This is a genomic window from Dyadobacter sp. 32 (assembly GCF_902506755.1).
Lineage (GTDB): Bacteria > Bacteroidota > Bacteroidia > Cytophagales > Spirosomataceae > Dyadobacter.
The window spans coordinates 4,562,759-4,578,366 of record NZ_LR735258.1 but is presented as its reverse complement, the minus strand read 5'-3'; the positions used below and the strand labels follow the sequence as shown (position 1 = coordinate 4,578,366).

13 protein-coding genes are annotated in these 15,608 nt (G+C 45.9%); 7 read left to right on the top strand and 6 right to left on the bottom strand.

Going from position 1 to position 15,608, the window contains the following annotated elements; genetic code table 11:
• Window positions 1-122: 122 nt before the first annotated feature.
• Together DYADSP32_RS18615 and DYADSP32_RS18610 are read left to right on the top strand one after the other, a co-directional pair.
• Window positions 123-1,004: a sugar phosphate isomerase/epimerase family protein gene (locus tag DYADSP32_RS18615; protein ID WP_149241342.1), complete on the top strand. Its 882-nt coding sequence runs from the start codon at window positions 123-125 to the stop codon at window positions 1,002-1,004.
• 35 nt (window positions 1,005-1,039) lie between these two features.
• The gene (locus tag DYADSP32_RS18610) at window positions 1,040-1,429 is read left to right on the top strand and encodes a PIN domain-containing protein (protein WP_149241343.1); all 390 of its coding nucleotides are present in this window, start codon (window positions 1,040-1,042) and stop codon (window positions 1,427-1,429) included.
• Here the strand turns inward: DYADSP32_RS18610 and DYADSP32_RS18605 are convergent.
• The 5 genes from DYADSP32_RS18605 to DYADSP32_RS18585 all read right to left on the bottom strand — a co-directional run bounded on the left by DYADSP32_RS18605 (window position 1,380) and on the right by DYADSP32_RS18585 (window position 5,522).
• Entirely contained in the window at window positions 1,380-2,096 is a 717-nt protein-coding gene (locus DYADSP32_RS18605) for a hypothetical protein (RefSeq protein WP_149241344.1), read from the bottom strand. The two genes, DYADSP32_RS18610 and DYADSP32_RS18605, sit on opposite strands and share 50 nt — an antisense overlap.
• Before the next feature lie 6 nt (window positions 2,097-2,102).
• Window positions 2,103-2,621 (bottom strand): hypothetical protein, encoded by a 519-nt coding sequence (locus DYADSP32_RS18600; RefSeq protein ID WP_149241345.1) that lies wholly within the window; start codon window positions 2,619-2,621, stop codon window positions 2,103-2,105.
• A gap of 139 nt (window positions 2,622-2,760) precedes the next feature.
• Window positions 2,761-3,483 carry an intradiol ring-cleavage dioxygenase gene (locus DYADSP32_RS18595; protein WP_149241346.1) on the bottom strand — a complete coding sequence of 241 codons (723 nt, stop codon included), beginning with the start codon at window positions 3,481-3,483 and terminating at the stop codon, window positions 2,761-2,763.
• Window positions 3,484-3,603: 120 nt separating this feature from the next.
• Window positions 3,604-4,305: a LytR/AlgR family response regulator transcription factor gene (locus DYADSP32_RS18590; RefSeq protein WP_149241347.1), complete on the bottom strand. Its 702-nt coding sequence runs from the start codon at window positions 4,303-4,305 to the stop codon at window positions 3,604-3,606.
• Between the two features lie 98 nt (window positions 4,306-4,403).
• On the bottom strand, window positions 4,404-5,522 hold the full coding sequence (locus tag DYADSP32_RS18585; protein ID WP_149241348.1) for a histidine kinase: 1,119 nt from the start codon (window positions 5,520-5,522) through the stop codon (window positions 4,404-4,406).
• 102 nt (window positions 5,523-5,624) lie between these two features.
• Between DYADSP32_RS18585 and DYADSP32_RS18580 the strand changes: the two genes are divergently transcribed.
• Window positions 5,625-6,974, top strand: a complete 1,350-nt coding sequence (locus DYADSP32_RS18580) for an APC family permease (protein ID WP_149241349.1) — start codon at window positions 5,625-5,627, stop codon at window positions 6,972-6,974.
• Here DYADSP32_RS18580 and DYADSP32_RS18575 read toward each other — a convergent pair.
• Entirely contained in the window at window positions 6,960-8,519 is a 1,560-nt protein-coding gene (locus DYADSP32_RS18575; RefSeq protein WP_149241350.1) for a hypothetical protein, read from the bottom strand. The genes DYADSP32_RS18580 and DYADSP32_RS18575 overlap by 15 nt on opposite strands.
• 262 nt (window positions 8,520-8,781) lie before the next feature.
• Here DYADSP32_RS18575 and DYADSP32_RS18570 point away from each other — a divergent pair, with 262 nt between their 5' ends.
• The 4 genes from DYADSP32_RS18570 to DYADSP32_RS18555 all read left to right on the top strand — a co-directional run bounded on the left by DYADSP32_RS18570 (window position 8,782) and on the right by DYADSP32_RS18555 (window position 15,546).
• Entirely contained in the window at window positions 8,782-11,208 is a 2,427-nt protein-coding gene (locus tag DYADSP32_RS18570; protein ID WP_149241351.1) for a TonB-dependent receptor plug domain-containing protein, read from the top strand.
• 321 nt (window positions 11,209-11,529) lie between these two features.
• Window positions 11,530-13,290: a tetratricopeptide repeat protein gene (locus DYADSP32_RS18565; protein WP_149241352.1), complete on the top strand. Its 1,761-nt coding sequence runs from the start codon at window positions 11,530-11,532 to the stop codon at window positions 13,288-13,290.
• Entirely contained in the window at window positions 13,280-14,119 is an 840-nt protein-coding gene (locus tag DYADSP32_RS18560) for a DUF4292 domain-containing protein (protein WP_149241353.1), read from the top strand. The genes DYADSP32_RS18565 and DYADSP32_RS18560 overlap by 11 nt, the downstream gene beginning before the upstream one ends.
• 92 nt (window positions 14,120-14,211) lie before the next feature.
• Complete coding sequence (locus DYADSP32_RS18555; protein ID WP_149241354.1) at window positions 14,212-15,546, top strand: peptidoglycan DD-metalloendopeptidase family protein; 1,335 nt, start codon at window positions 14,212-14,214, stop codon at window positions 15,544-15,546.
• The last annotated feature ends 62 nt before the right edge of the window (window positions 15,547-15,608 follow it).

Here is a 15,608-nt window from a genome sequence, read left to right as displayed (position 1 = left end):
GTCACATGACCGTATGAATGGCCTGTGAAGCCTATTAAATTGTGCCGTCTGAATAGAAAACGGGAAACCATGGCTTTATTAAGAAATTACGGTCTCAACCAGCTACCAACCCTTTTCAGAATATGAATACAAAATCATTGACATGGATATGCAGTTTAATACTGGTTTATGCCCTGATCTCCTGCTCTTCGGGTTCCAAATCGGATGATCAGTCACAGACCGCCGTTGCGGATACGGCTGCCGGTTCCGTCAAATGGAAGTTGGCTATGATTGCCTATACCTTTCGGAAATTCACTTTTTTTGAAGCCGTTGCCAAAACGAAGGAGCTGGGCATCAAATACATAGGTGGTTATCCCGGGCAATTGATCGGAGGAGGCATAGAAGGGAATATGACCTTTGACATGGATGGTGAAAAGCAACAGAAAGTTTTGAAATACCTCAATGAGCAGGGCGTCAAATTGATTGATTTTGGTGTGATAACGCCCAAAACAGATGAGGAGTGGCGTCAATTGTTTGAATTTGCCAAAGCGATGGGTATTGAGAATATCGTATCTGAACCACATCCTGATCAACTGAAATTAGTATCGGCGCTTTGTGATGAATTCAAAATCAATGTAGCCATTCATAACCATCCGGCTCCATCACATTACTGGAATCCGGACACGCTTCTGGCTGCGATTTCGGGATTGAGTACCCGTGTGGGCGCCTGTGCAGACGTCGGGCACTGGGTTCGCTCCGGTCTCGATCCTGTGGAAAGTTTGAAAAAACTCGATGGCCGGATTCAGGAACTACACTTTAAGGATGAGTCAGAAAAGGGAAAGGAGGCAACAGAAGTTGTATGGGGCACGGGTGTGGCCGATGTAAAGGGCATGCTGGAAGAATTACACCGACAAAAATTCAATGGATTTCTGTCTATTGAATATGAAAGTAAGCCGGAAGACAATATGAAAGAGATCGCGGAAAGCATACTTTATTATGACAAAACGGTGAGCAAATTCCGGTAAGTGTATCATCTGGTTCAGAGTCAAATAACATGCGATTGAGAAATCCATTCTCTCAATTGGGTTCCACAACGCAAGTCCATTTCGAAACGCTCTTTTGCGTTGCGAACTCTATATTATTGGAGTACCGAGAAATTTTGGAATTGAAAACAAGTCTGGAGGTAGCAGAAAACCTCCTTAGTTTTCTAACAGTTCATCCTTATGTTGAAAAATACGAAACATATTTCGATTTGGCTTTGATAAGTGGCGACCCTGATGATAATAAGTTCTGTGACTCCGCCTTTGTGGCTGGCGCCATTTTGGTGAGCAATGATGGCCGTTTTAACGTTCCACATGAGCTAGGCTTTCCAGAAATTCCATTAATTTCCCTTTTTGATTTTACAGACAAGTACGGGCACGATGAAGTATCACCTCCATTACCAAAATAATCGCCCCATTCGAAAGTGCTTCCAGCTCCAGGGTTTCCACATGCATCAACGAGAGAGCGTCTCCTTTTTCCAACAACCGGTTCTGTACCTCATAGGCTCCTTCAATCACGAAAACAAAAAAACCACTTTCCGGATTTCGCCTGGTGAGCCAGGCCTCCTCCCTGCCATCGAATTGCCCAAGACAGCCGTACACCTTTTGTCCTGTACTGGTGAACGCCGGTACCAGCACATTTTTGATGGCAAGCGAGAACTCGGTGATCGGTAGAACGTTGTTTTCAAAAACATCTGACGAAACCTCCGGGCTTAGATGGATCCGGAGATACCTGATCGATTCGGCCGAGTAGGGGTTTATGATCGTAAATGCACTTTCAGGAAAGGCGAGAAAGTCGAAAGACTCTCCCGGGCTTACAAAGGTCGAATCACCGAAACGGTCCCTCAACTCGAGTCCACCCACAACCGGCAACAGAATGATCTCCGTCGGCCTTAGGGTTTTGATCGCCAACGTTCGTCCTGCATCAAGTCTCTCCTCATTAAAAGTTTCCAGTCTGCCAAACGGCTCCCTCCCTTCCTGCTGGCCGTCAAAAGTTAGCCAACTACGAAAACCTTCGGACGTTGTGCTCCCTCGCTGCCCGTTAAGGTAAATTCGTGCTTCTGTTTGCGTGAACATCCTATTTTAAAGATTTGAGTCCAAAAGTGTGAAATGTGAAATGCTTAGCAATGGCACCAGCGTGATCAAATCGGTCTCCACCGCCACACCACTACGAAGGACTTCGGACTGATAGGAAATCAACAACTGATTTCCTAAAGTATCAATCCATATAACCGGCTCACTGTAAAACCAGATCGCGATCTGGTGCTGAGCCTTGTCTTCGGTATGCGACTGCACAATTTCAAATTTGAATTCTTTAAAAGGAAGACAAAGCATTCCGGAGGCATTGGCAATATCAGGCATGGTATCCTTCAATTGCCGGATGTAGCCAATGGCAGCCGTACTGGTCAGATAATGCAGCTGACCGGCATTAGGGATATTTTCTGTGATTTCCTGAAAAGTCGTAAACGTACCGTCAGGATCCAGCCGCTGGGCTTGCATGTAAAATTCCAGATGAGTTGAATCAAAAACCGCCCGCTCCCAGGCATTCAGGGAGTGACTATCGATGATTTTGCGGTAACAAAGGCGAATGATGCGTTGCATAGCTGTGAGTGATTAGCAGTGAGCTTTTGCCACCTGGATAGCTCTCACTGTTACCTTAAATAGATAAAAAGAGTTTGAGTTCGTTACTGAGAAATACCTTTCTCGTCCGCTCCATGAAGCTGACAGCCGCTAACTGCTTTTAAGCACTTACCACAATTGTATGCGTCAGTTCGAAGGAGGTGGCCACTGTACCGGTAACTGTGGCCAATTCGGTGGCTACACCATCACCGAACACATTGTCATTCGCATTTTTGGTATCTGCCTGTCCGTGACTGGCATATACCCCCTGCGCATACACCAAGGCACTCGTGGCCTCGGGAAAAGCGATCTGGGTTACCAAAAGCGATTTGCCGCTGGCATTATAGATGTGGACATGAATGTGCGGGGCTCTGCCCGAATACCAGCCCGGGTAGATACTTGTAAAAGTGACCAGCCCGTTCCCATCCGTGGTTTGCCTGCCTCTCAGGAAGTGAACGTTTTGAAAATTAACGGATTGCATGCCTGTACCTCCATATTCGGAATAGTAGCCGGAGGCATCACAATGCCAGATATCCACCAGTGCCCCGGCCACAGGCGCACAACTGCTATTCTTGTTCTGAATGGTAATTTTGATCGTCAGTTTATTCCCTTTTCTGTCCGAAGTAATGTCGTTCAATACCAGGCTGCCTGGGGTGATTGTCGGGAAAGGGCCCGCGGTTTCCGTTGCGGTAATGGTACAGGTGCCGGTAGTGCCCCCAGAGGATCCGGTTGTTTCCGCTGCATCAACGGGATCAACGCTACCCTTCGAACAGCCCAGCATAGGTGCCATGGCGGCCATTCCGAGGGCGGAAAAGCCCCTTCTTAAAAATTCCTTACGTTCCATTTGATTAACAGTTCAAAGTGTTTTTTAACCAAATCGCACTTTGGACAGTTTTTGTTGCAGGCCGCAATTGGTGTGTCGGTGAATGGAGCGTTTCTGTCGGCGAACGCCCGCAAACCTGTATCAGCTCACGTTATTTTTCCATTTTTCTATAAAATCCAGATAGCTCTCGCTGACAGGCAGTTGCTTGCCTGAGCTCAGGGTAACCTTTTTGTTCAGTATGGATTTGACACCCGCGTTCGGGATTACATAACTGCGGTGAATACGGCTGAACCGACCTGGAGGAAGCATTTCCAACATACCCTTTAAGGTCATGAGGGTCAAAACAGGATGTACCTGACCGGCCAGATGAATTTTGATGTAATCAACCATTGCCTCAATATATGCTATATCAGCGAGTTCTATTTTTACCATCTTGTACTCCGACCTTACAATGATGCTTTCCGGCACCTTTTCCGGTTGTGTATTTCTATATTCAAACTGCTCCACCGCTTTTTTAACTGATCTTTCGAAACGTTCCATCGTGATGGGTTTCAGCAGGTAATCCAATGCTTGTAATTCGAATCCCTCGTGCGCAAATTTTTTGTAGGCGGTTGTAAAAATGATCATGGGCCTATTTTCCAGTCCGGCTACCAGGTTCAGCCCGGTCAGATGCGGCATGTTGATATCCACAAATAACAGATCAACAGGATATGCCTTAAGATATTCGGACCCTTCCACGGCATCATCGAAGGTCTTGACCAATTCAAGCGCCGGGAAAGCCTGGATATACTTTCTCAAAAGTTCCAGCGCAAGTGGCTCATCGTCAATGGCAATACATTTCATAAGTGGCTGTCGGGTTATAGCAAAGTGTTTTAGCCCATTATTTCATGTTGATAATTGATACAAAATAAGTCGATGGATGTGCATCATCTTGTCCTGATCTAAATGACTTCCGGACGGAGTTCCAGTTGAACAGCATATTGCTTTTTATCATTCGTTATTTCCAGCTTATACCGATTTGCATACAAAAAATCCAGCCGTTTGCGGGTATTTGAGATCCCTATTCCCGTTGATTCTGTTTCAAGATCCGTTTCAAAAATTTGATTTTTGCAGGAAAATAATATCCTTCCATCCGTTATATTCAACCTTATTTCTATCCGGTTTTCGAAACGATTACTGACCCCGTACTTAAACGCGTTTTCCACGAAAGTCATCAGGATCAGCGGAGCAATTGTAATATTCCTGACCTCTCCCTCACAGTTGAACTCCACCTTTGTTTTTGCATTCAGCCGTAGCCTTTGCAGATCAATGTAGTTTTCCAGACAAATGATCTCATCTTCCAGCGGGACAAAATCCTCTGTAGCTTCGTCGGTGATGTACCGCATCATTCTGGAAAGTTTCATAATACTGGGTGCCGTATGCTCACTTTGACTCACTGCGAGTGCATAAATGTTGTTCAGAGTATTGAACAGGAAATGCGGGTTGATCTGTGCTTTGAAAAACGATAATTCAGCCTGTGCTTTATCAGCCTCGGAAAGAATCACTTTCTTTTCTGTAAGCCGCCATTGTTCCGATATTTTAGTCGCGAGGGCAATTACCCACACGGTTATAAACAAAACCAGACTGACAAAATCGACCGCAGGGGTTCTATTACGGCCGCGCATGGGTGGTGGTTCCCTTTCCAGTTCTGAATGGGCAGGAGGGCCTCCCGGCATTCGACCTTCATCCTGAAAACCTTGATTCCCTGCCCTGTGAAACTTTTCAAAAACCAGCTTTTCAAAGGGCTGTAAATAAAACATCAGCAACAACCCTGTAATGAATGTTGCCGTAAAAAGCAGATACCGTTGGTTTAGGAAAAGTTTAGGAATGAACAAGAGCGTATTGGCGTAAAAAACAACGACATAAATCAAACAAAACCGCCAAAAGTAACCGGAGGTGAGCACTTTTGAGATCACATTCTGGTTCGGCTCTCTGGACACAATCGTCAATGGAAGAAGCAAAAACAGTACCCAACCCATAACATGAACTGGCCACGACTTTTTGAACGCAAATGTCACCATCACTTTTTGCTTGAAGAATCCAATACGAAAGACCTGCGAATATAGGCGTTAGAAAGAGAAAAACTTTGCCTATTTTCGGAAGGCAATATTCGCACTCCCACCATGCAGGCATCATCTCCTAAAACTGAACTCTTTAAAATTCTGGGCGTTGGCTTCGGCATCGCTGTTACAATTGGCGGTACCATCGGAACCGGCATCCTCAGAAAACCAGGGCCTATTGCGTCTCAGCTTGGAGAGCCATGGCTCATTATGACGCTTTGGGTTTTGGTAAGCTTGTATGCTTTTTTAGGAACGTTGTGCACGATAGAGCTGGGCACCTCTGTACCCAAAGCAGGTGCCTGGTACGTGTATGCACAGCGGGCATTTGGTAATTATGCGGGTTTTGTAGTAGGCATCAACAGTTGGCTGGGAACCTGTTCGGCGCTGGGTTTCGGCGTATATACCATGAGCGAATATCTGGCTTTGCTATTGCCCTCCCTGGGGGGGTACGAACCCTATGTGGCCGCCTCAATTTTGCTGATACTCTCGGCCATTCACTGGCTTGGCCTGGCGCTGGCCAGTACCTTCCAGAATGTCATGAGCGTACTTAAGGGTGTTGGGCTGCTGGCATTTGTAATCATTTGCTATGCATATGGACGGGAAATTACACCCGAACAAATGCAGCTCACCACCAGCCGGATTATACAAACCGGAAGCTGGATCGCACCGGTGGTTTTCTCCTTACAGGCCATTTTCTATACATACGATGGCTGGCATACGGCGGCCTATTTTACCGAAGAAGACAAAGATCCCTCCAAAAACCTCCCCAAATCCATGATTGGAGGCGTTCTGCTCATCATCGCCATTTATCTGCTTTGTAACCTGGCCATTCTGTACATTATGCCAATGAACGACCTGGCCCAGTCGAAACTGGCAGCCGCCGACGCCATCAGGCTGATTTTTGGGGAAGGTTCGGGCAAGATTGTCACCGTGTTTTTGATGATTTCCATTCTGGGTATTGTGAACGCACAGCTTCTTTTCAATCCCAGGGTATTGTACTCCATGAGTCGCGACGGACTGTTTCTGAAAGGCGGGACAAGGGTCAACAGCGGAGGCACGCCGGCGCTGGCCATGCCGGTAACGGCCGTTGTGGCCATTGCCCTGATCCTTGTGGGAAAGGAGGCATGTGAAAAATTGTCAGACATCGCTACCTTTTTCTTCGTCCTGGGCTATGCTTCGGGCTTTGCATCACTGCTGGCTTTGCGAAAAAATGAACCCCTTCTTCCCCGCCCATGGAAAGTTCCGGCTTATCCGGTACTGCCTGTTGTCATGCTGATCGTTTCGCTGGCTTTCCTCGTCATCGCAGTGATTCAGGATTTACCCAGCAGCCAGTACGCATTGCTATTTTTGATAATAAGTTATCCGTTGTATCTCCTGGTGCGGCGTATGAACCGGTCATCATCGGACCGTTAACAGCCGGCATGACACGATATTTTCAGCAGCGATGGGCTCATTCAGAAGGTTGATATACAAGGTGATGTCGATCCGCCTGTTTTTTTTCAGCCTGAACCAGTCTGCAAATCCACTGGTATAACGATCTACCGGCAAGTAGGTTTTGTTATTTGAACGATCGGTCAATTCCATAAAGATCGTTTTGTTCAGTATTCGTTTTTCAAATGCTGCGGTCACAAGAATCGAACCATCCGGATTCGTTTTGAAGGTGCATGTGTCGCTAAGAAAATGTTTGACAGGCAGAGGCATGGAATAGTATCCTTTGCTGACGACAAACTTTGTCACCTCATTGACCATGTTGTACTCTTTTTGTCCCTGAATCGGCGGGTGCAAACGCCATTTTTTCTGGCTTTCATAGTTCAGCAAATTTGCTGTTTTTAAGGCGTCATGCCCATTCAGATCAGGCAGTTTAATCACGTAATTAGCCGTAGACACTAAGATGGAACCTACAAGCAATGTCATCTTTAAACCAGCTCGCAAATTGGTATTCTCAATCAGAAAATAAATCAAACAGCCCAGCAACAATTGAGGAAACATCAGATAATGATTCACGATCTGGGCCGAAAACCCTGTTACTTCTTTCCGTGTCAAGGCAATGATTCCCATGCTCATCACCAGGAAAAGCATGAAAAAATAAAGCGCTTCATTCACCCGTAGTGCCTTCGGCGTGATGAGCAAAATACTCGCTATCAGCATAATGCCTCCAATCGTTTGAATCCAGGGTGTAAGGTGCTCAACACCATTGGCAAAGCTCCCGCACATTTGAATAAAATAGAGTATCACCTCCCAAAGGGGCTCTATGCTAAACTTACCCGGGGCATTGGCGCCTTTTGAAAGAAAAACGTAAAGCACAGCGAACCCGATAAAGGCGAGCGCGTATTGCAGGGCCTTTTTCCAATCCCGGTGCCAGAGTGCCATCAACACGCCCACTGGCCATACCAGCAATCCGTTTCCATTTGAAAAAGTAGCCAGCAGGCCCCAGAAAAAGCCACTACGCTTTTTGGCAGAAAAGGCACGGATCGACAAGAAAGAAAGTAATAGTACAGGCAGGTTAAAAAATGCGCACTCGAAGAAATTATAATGCGAAACCGGTTGAAAATAGAGCCAGGCTGCCGCAACAGATCCCATGGATAATGGATGCCGGTTAGACTTTTCTTTTAAAAATAAAAAGTAAAAAAGAACGACGAACAATACATTGCCCAGGATAACGATCCACTCCATGTTGAGCGATCCAAATAAACCTATGACCGAAACAAAAAGGAGCCGTTGAAGAATGTGCCAGTGGTTATTGTACGGTGTAATGATGGTTTTAAAAGCTGCCTGGGTGTCGGATACAATATCCAGTTTCCTGAAAAATTCGAAATACCAGTAAAAATCATCGATCCAGGGAATATTGGTCGAAAAGTAAAACAATATGAAGAAATGAAGAAGAATCGGAATGACCAGAAAAACCGGTTGGAGCAGTGAAAACTGTGGGTATGGCGCTTCCTTAAAATTTGATCTCATGGTTATCTGGTATCATCCCGCAGCCAGAAAAATATTCGTTGTGAGGCGGCCTGCATTACGGTCGAAATTACGAAGAGCATAAAGAATATCACCTGAATGGCCAATATTTTTAAGCACCGACTACAAAAATACAAGAGAATCCAGGCCCGAGTGCTTTCTTGGGGTCCATTCGGTAAAATTTACCATCGCCGGGATATGTAACCGTAATTCCGTTTTCTGATAAAATTAATAAATTGCATGATGTCAGTTTCAAATTGTAACTATGCTGTCCTGCAAAGCACTTAGAACACACACCCCGGTATTGCTCCTGCTGATGATGCTTTCTGTCACATCCGGTGCACAGGATTTCACGCCATTTGTATCTGAAAAACTGAGTAGCTACCGAAGCAAATTTCCGCCTGAAAAGGTCTACCTGCACATGGACAAGCCCTACTACGCCACGGGTGACACCTTATGGTTCAAAGCATATCTGGTAGAAGGGGCCATTCATAGCGCTGATAGTGCCAGCACGGTTTTATACGTGGATCTGATCCATCAAAAAACCGGTAAAAATGTGGGCATCAGACGTGTTCCACTCAACGGAGGACTTGGCCACGGAAGTTTTACACTGGCAGATAGCATTCCCAAAGGAGCCTACACCATCCGTGCTTACACCAATTGGATGCGTAATTTCTCCGAAGAATACATGTTTCATAGGGCATTCTATCTGTTTGATAATGTGGAAAATTCCTCGGTGAATCCATCGAATAACACAGAAATAACTTTTTTCCCCGAAAGCGGACAACTGGTGGAAGGGTTAAATACGCGGATTGCATTCAAGGCTATCGATGAGACCGGCAGGGGTGTTCAGGTAAAAGGTTTTGTGTTCAACCAGGACAACGATACCGTAAGCGCTTTCAAAAGCGAACACCTAGGCATGGGACGGTTTCCATTTACACCCAAGCCAGGAGAAAAATACCATGTCCTTGTAAAGACCGAAGGTGCTGACTATAAGAACGTGCCGTTTCCCGTGGTACAGGAATCGGGATTTATTCTGATCGTTGACAATATTTCGAGCCCTTCCAAAATGAGGGTCGTTGTTTATAACAAAGACCAGCATGTTTCGGAAAAATCGGTACACATTGTGGGCCACTCCAGAGGAATTATTGCATTTGCGGGTAAAGGGAAGCTGACAGCGAAAGGACTGATGATGGCGATTCCAACAGTGGATCTTCCCGATGGCATTACGCATCTCACCCTGTTTGATGATCAAAATAAGCCGGTGGCTGAAAGACTGGTTTTTATAGATCACAACAGAAGTCTTAAGGTTAAGGTCACTCCGTCAAAAACCGCTTACAGACCAAGGGAAAAGACGACCGTGGAAATCATGGTGACGGATTCGGTCGGAAAACCTGTTGAAGCAAATCTTTCCGTTTCGGTTACAGATGCCGGCCAGATTGCCCAGCAGCCCAACGATATGAGCATTGTATCCTACCTGCTTCTTTCCTCTGATCTGAAAGGTTTGGTGGAGCAGCCCTCCTACTATTTCGATCCCGCCAATACTGAACGAAAGATTCACCTGGATTATCTGATGATGACACAGGGCTGGCGCAGGTTTCGCTGGCAGGACGTTATGGCAGATTCCATAGCGGCTCCCAAACATTTTATTGAGCAGGGCTTTACACTGGCAGGAGAAGTGAAACGCGGCAACAGGAAAATCGCTGACAAAACAATGCTTTCCGTTTTTTTGACCAACGACAGCCTGAAAACTTTCATGACGGCGGAGACAGATGAATCCGGAATATTCAGATTGGACAACCTGGCTTTTGACGATTCCCTGAATGTTCGTTTGCAGGGAATGAACAAAAAAAACACCGAAAGCCTGACGTTCAATTTATTTCCTTTTCAAGCCCCCAAAGCCCTTCCGGTGCAGGTTCCGTTTTACCCTGTGACCGTAGAAAGTGAACTGCTGAGTGCTTCATTGAAAAGAGCGGAAGAATATCAGGAAATTGAACGGAAGATCAGGCTTAGCCGTGAAAAGCTGCTGCAGGCCGTTACGATAAAAGGAAAAAGAGAAGTGGAACGGGACAGCCGGAAGCTATACTCGCATGCCGACGCATCGATCAAAATTACACCCCAGCTGGCTGGTGGGGCGATGTCCGTGCTGGATATATTGGGTGGAAGGGTGGCAGGGGTTCGCGTAACAGGCTCAGGGATGAATGCTTCGGTCTCCATCAGAAACGGAGGTGAACCCTTGTTTGTAATGGACGGGATGCCGGTAGATAAGGATATGATATTGAACCTGAGTGTGTTTGATGTGGAAAGCATTGACGTATTGAAAGGAGGTTCCGCTGCCATCTATGGCGGCAGGGGCGGAAATGGAGTTATTTCGGTATTGACTAAAAGGGGGAATGCCAACTATGATTACTCCCAGGAGATCGTCCCAGGCGTGTTCACTTCCAGCCTTGCAGGATTTGACAGACCCAGAGAATTTTACGCCCCAAAATATGATACAAAACGCCAGAACGACGCCCGGCCCGATTACCGTTCTACCGTTTACTGGGCTCCGCAATTGAAAACAGGAAAGGATGGTATAGCCCGATTTGAATACTACAATACCGATCCGGCCACAACGATTGATATTCGTACCGAGGTACTGAGCCCTGCTGGTGAACCCGGTTTTGCAAGATCTGTCTATGTTGTCCAATAGTAGATTCTGATTCGTGCGGTTCAGTTCATTAACCGTCTTTGAAATGGGTCGCATGCTGTAAAATGGGTTTATGTCGCTGAAAAACAGATAATTAGCGGCATTTCTAACTTAGAATTTAGTCAGATCTTTGAAGAATAAAAGGGTGCCGTTGTGCATTGCAAACTTATACCATGAAAACCGGGCAAGAATTTAACCGTTTTGTCGTTAGTTATGATTCTGTGACGATGTTTTACCCCGGATTCATCAACGAAAATTTAATAACTTTGCTTTTTCCACGATCTTATTCCGGTCCGTCTTTATTATTGATAGGCCCAAACAAATATGAGGACAGGATTTATAAAAATATCGGTGCTGGCAAGCCTTCTGATGCTTTCAACAACCTTACAGGACGCATATGCCCAGCGCCGGAATAAAAACCGGGATAAAGAAGCAGAAAAGACCGTGGCCAACGACCCTGTTGGATTTCGCCTGGAAGATGAGTCGCTTGTGGCAGAAGGGATGAAATTCATGATGAAGGATGAAGCAGCAAAGGCGCTTCCTATTTTTGAACAAATTGTACAGAAGAGCCCCCAGGATGCGGCAGGATATTATCTCGTGGCCACGGCGCTGATCAAGCTCAACAAACAAGACGCAGCCCTGCTTTCTTCCAAAAAGGCCTACGAACTGGACAAAGCCAACATGTATTATGCCGCCCAGCTTTCCGAGCTTTATGCCAAGAGTAGAAAATATGTAGAAGCTGCCCAAATCTACGAAATACTGCTCGCCAAAAATCCCGGAAATATTCAGTATGGTATTGAACTTGCTGCGGTTTACGTCTTCAACGACCAGTTTGACAAAGCCATTCAAACGTACGATCTGCTTGAAAAGTCACTCGGTGTGACCGAAGAAATTACCCACCAGAAACAACAGCTTTATTTAAGAAAAAATGATCTTGAGAAGGCATTGGCCGAGGGAAAAAAGCTGATCGCATCAGAACCTGGCGAGGTAAGCTACCGCGTGGACCTGGCCGAAATGCTGATAGCCAATGACAAAATATCCGATGCCATTGTACCCTTGGAGGAGGCCTTAAAAATAAATCCCGATGAAGCACAGGCCCATGTGCTACTGGCTGATATTTACCGGAGAAAAGGGGATGTTCAAAAATGTAATCAGGAGCTTAAACTCGTTTTTGCCAATCCCAATCTCGACGCAGAGCCGAAAATAAGGGTGCTTACGGGCTACCTTACCATGCTCAAAACGGATGGCGAAGTAGATGATGCCGTAGGCCTGGCCAAACAGTTGGTGGATACGCATCCGAATGATCCCAGAGCCAGTTTTATGTACGCTGGCCTGTTGTTGCGCCGCGGGAAAAAAGCCGAGGCACGCGATATGTACGCCCGTGCGGCTAAGATGGATGGTGCTACTTTCGAGGTTTGGGGAGCCGTTTTACAACTGGATGGAGAGCTCAATCAGGTGGATAGCATACTTGTTCATTCCGAAAAAGCATTGGAGCTGTTCCCGAATCAGGGAAGATTATGGTTATCCAATGGAACCGCCCATTTGGCTAAGAAAAATTACAAACAGGCAATCTCCTCATTGGAGGAAAGTCTTAAACTGGTTTCGGCCACACCCGAGCTCGTTCCGGTGATATACGCTCAGCTCGGAGATGCTTACAATGCACTTGGAGATAATGCTAAATCCGATGCTTGCTATGAGCTTGCTTTAAAGGAAAACCCCGACTTTGACCATGTACTAAATAATTACAGTTACTTCCTTTCCTTGAGAAAGGAGAAACTGGACCTTGCTTTGAAAATGTCGGAAAAGCTGGTGAAGCAACATCAAAACAACGCCACATTTCTGGACACACATGCCTGGGTTTTGTACATCCGTAAGGATTATAAAAAGGCGAAGGAGGTTCTTGAGAAAGCTTTGGCAGATACCTCTGCGGTGAGTGGCACAATTATTGAGCATTATGGGGATATTCTTTTCAAACTGGGCGAACGGGAAAATGCCGTAGCGCAATGGAAAAAAGCAAAAGTAATGGGCGAGACCACAGAACTTCTCGACAAAAAAATAGCAACGGGTACCTTACATGAGCAATAAAATTCTGGTGTGGCCTCTGATTATCCTGATCGGGCTCACATCCTGCCACAAACAACGCATCTCCAAAAGCACAACACTTCCTGTTAAAGATACAGCGGTAGTCATCAACGCGGCCGACTCGGTTACGACAGATTCATCTGAAACGGAGACCGCCGTTCCGGCTCCTGTCATCATTCAGGAGTTAGCCTTCGACTATCTTACGGCAAAATCCAAGTTTTCATTTCAAAGCGATAAGCAGGACTTTGACAATACCAATATAAACATCCGGATCAAAAAGGATAGCTTGATCTGGATATCTGTAACCGGTGTTGGGTTTGAAGTTGCCCGAGGCCTCATTACCACCGACTCCATTGTGTTTATGGATAAATTCCATAAGGATTATTTCGTGTTCAGCTATGCTCAACTGAGCAAGCAGTACAATTTTGAGCTCAACTTTGCATTGTTACAGTCCATTATCGTAGGCAACCTTCCTTTTCCCCAAAGTACAAGCGACCAGGTGGTACAGGAAAGTGATTTTCTCGTTTTGAAACAATCCATTGGACGGTTGAATGTGGATAATTATGTGGCGGGATCCAACCAAAAGTTGACTAGGCTCCTGGCAGTGGAAACGCCTGCCAACAATACGTTCAGCCTCGACTATGGGGATTTCAAGCAGGTAAGTTCTTTCCTTTTTCCCTTCGATAGTAATATAAAACTCGACGTGCTTTCGCAAAAAGATCAGAAGAAGATCAGTACCAGTATGCGCATCAAGCATAGCAAAGTAGAGCTATTAAGTCAAAACCCGGGCTTTCCGTTTAGCGTACCGTCGGGCTATACCCGAAAAAGGTAAATTCAGATTATGCCCCTCATGATAGGGCAAAAACGTCAAGTCTGCTTAACTTTGCAAGTCCATCAAGTTATTTTGGCCGCAAGAAATAAAATATGCCCTTTAAAAAACTGCATTATCGAAGTCTGATTCTTTCTCTGATCCTGGTCTGCTGCGCGGCTATTGGCACATTTGCGCAAAAAACCCGTGAGCAACTGGAAAGAGAAAAGAGTGAGAGTCAAAGCCGGATGCGGGAGATCCAGAGCATTCTGAAACAAACCTCCTCTCAAAAAAACGTCAACCTGGGTCAGTTAAGGGCGCTCAATCAACAAATCACACAACAAAAGAAACAAATAGATCTACTTTCGGATGACCTGGCTTTGCTGGATGTCGAATTAAAGGTGCTTGAAAAAAAGCGAGAGGCCCTGGACAACAGCCTTGGCAAACTGAAGGTCGAATATGGGCACATGATTTACGAAGCGTCCAAAAGAAATGCCTATATGAATCAACTGGTATTCCTTTTCTCAGCGGGGACCTTCAATCAGCTTGTCTTAAGATATAAATATCTGAAACAATATACCGAAGCCCGGCAAGGACAAGCCAAGGAAATGGAAATACTTCAGCGACAGCTTACCGCAGAACGTCAGCGCATAACTTCCAAAAAAACGCAGCAGAAAACCGTTTTGGATACCCGTGTAACAGAAAGTTCGAAACTTGAAGTACTCAAGGTAAAACAAAATGACGTGATTCAGGAACTGTCTCAAAAGGAATCGGAATTAAGAAAACAGATCGCTGAAAACAAAAGGGCAACCGATTTCCTGGAAGCCAATATTCGTAGAATTGCCGAAAGGGAGCGAAAAGAACGTGCCGAGCGCGAACGTAAAGAAAGAGAAGAAAGAGAGGCTAAACGTAAAGCTGAGAGAGAAAGAGTGGCCCGCGAGAATGCTGAAAGAGAGAAAAAAGGTGAGACCGCAATCGTTGTAGAAAAAGAAGAAGAGCCGGAAAAACCATCCACCGGGATGAGCGAAGCCGAAACTACACTAGCCTCGTCTTTTACAGCATCTCAGGCCCGGTTGCCGTGGCCCGTTAAAGGATTCGTTTCCAGCCACTTTGGTACCAGACCGCATGCGGTGTTACGGGGTGTGATGGTGGACAACCTGGGTGTGGACATCCAGACAACCGCAGGCGAACCTGTGAGAAGTGTCTACGACGGAGTGGTTCTCGACGTGACCGAAATGCCCGGAATGGGAAATGTGGTGGCCATTCAGCACGGAAATTATATGACTGTTTATGCCAAAATGCAGGGCGTAACCGTACAACCGGGCCAAAAAGTGAAAGCGCGCGAAAATATCGGGCGTGTTGCCACAGATAGTGACGGCACATCCGAGCTGCAGTTTCAGATCTGGAAAAATACGTCCCGGCTCAATCCTGAAAGTTGGCTGCATCGTTGATAGGCTATCACCTGGTACTATCTTGCAAGTAGCCGTTGCACCGAATTATTAAATACCTGATT

Excerpts from the sequence above, each read along its gene's own strand:
- DYADSP32_RS18555 (WP_149241354.1), top strand. The coding sequence starts at position 14,212 with ATGCCCTTTAAAAAACTGCATTATCGAAGTCTGATTCTTTCTCTGATC.
- DYADSP32_RS18590 (WP_149241347.1), bottom strand. The coding sequence starts at position 4,305 with ATGAAATGTATTGCCATTGACGATGAGCCACTTGCGCTGGAACTTTTG.
- DYADSP32_RS18605 (WP_149241344.1), bottom strand. The coding sequence starts at position 2,096 with ATGTTCACGCAAACAGAAGCACGAATTTACCTTAACGGGCAGCGAGGG.
- DYADSP32_RS18565 (WP_149241352.1), top strand. The coding sequence starts at position 11,530 with ATGAGGACAGGATTTATAAAAATATCGGTGCTGGCAAGCCTTCTGATG.
- DYADSP32_RS18570 (WP_149241351.1), top strand. The coding sequence starts at position 8,782 with ATGCTGTCCTGCAAAGCACTTAGAACACACACCCCGGTATTGCTCCTG.
- DYADSP32_RS18600 (WP_149241345.1), bottom strand. The coding sequence starts at position 2,621 with ATGCAACGCATCATTCGCCTTTGTTACCGCAAAATCATCGATAGTCAC.
- DYADSP32_RS18575 (WP_149241350.1), bottom strand. The coding sequence starts at position 8,519 with ATGAGATCAAATTTTAAGGAAGCGCCATACCCACAGTTTTCACTGCTC.
- DYADSP32_RS18595 (WP_149241346.1), bottom strand. The coding sequence starts at position 3,483 with ATGGAACGTAAGGAATTTTTAAGAAGGGGCTTTTCCGCCCTCGGAATG.
- DYADSP32_RS18560 (WP_149241353.1), top strand. The coding sequence starts at position 13,280 with ATGAGCAATAAAATTCTGGTGTGGCCTCTGATTATCCTGATCGGGCTC.
- DYADSP32_RS18615 (WP_149241342.1), top strand. The coding sequence starts at position 123 with ATGAATACAAAATCATTGACATGGATATGCAGTTTAATACTGGTTTAT.
- DYADSP32_RS18580 (WP_149241349.1), top strand. The coding sequence starts at position 5,625 with ATGCAGGCATCATCTCCTAAAACTGAACTCTTTAAAATTCTGGGCGTT.
- DYADSP32_RS18585 (WP_149241348.1), bottom strand. The coding sequence starts at position 5,522 with ATGGTGACATTTGCGTTCAAAAAGTCGTGGCCAGTTCATGTTATGGGT.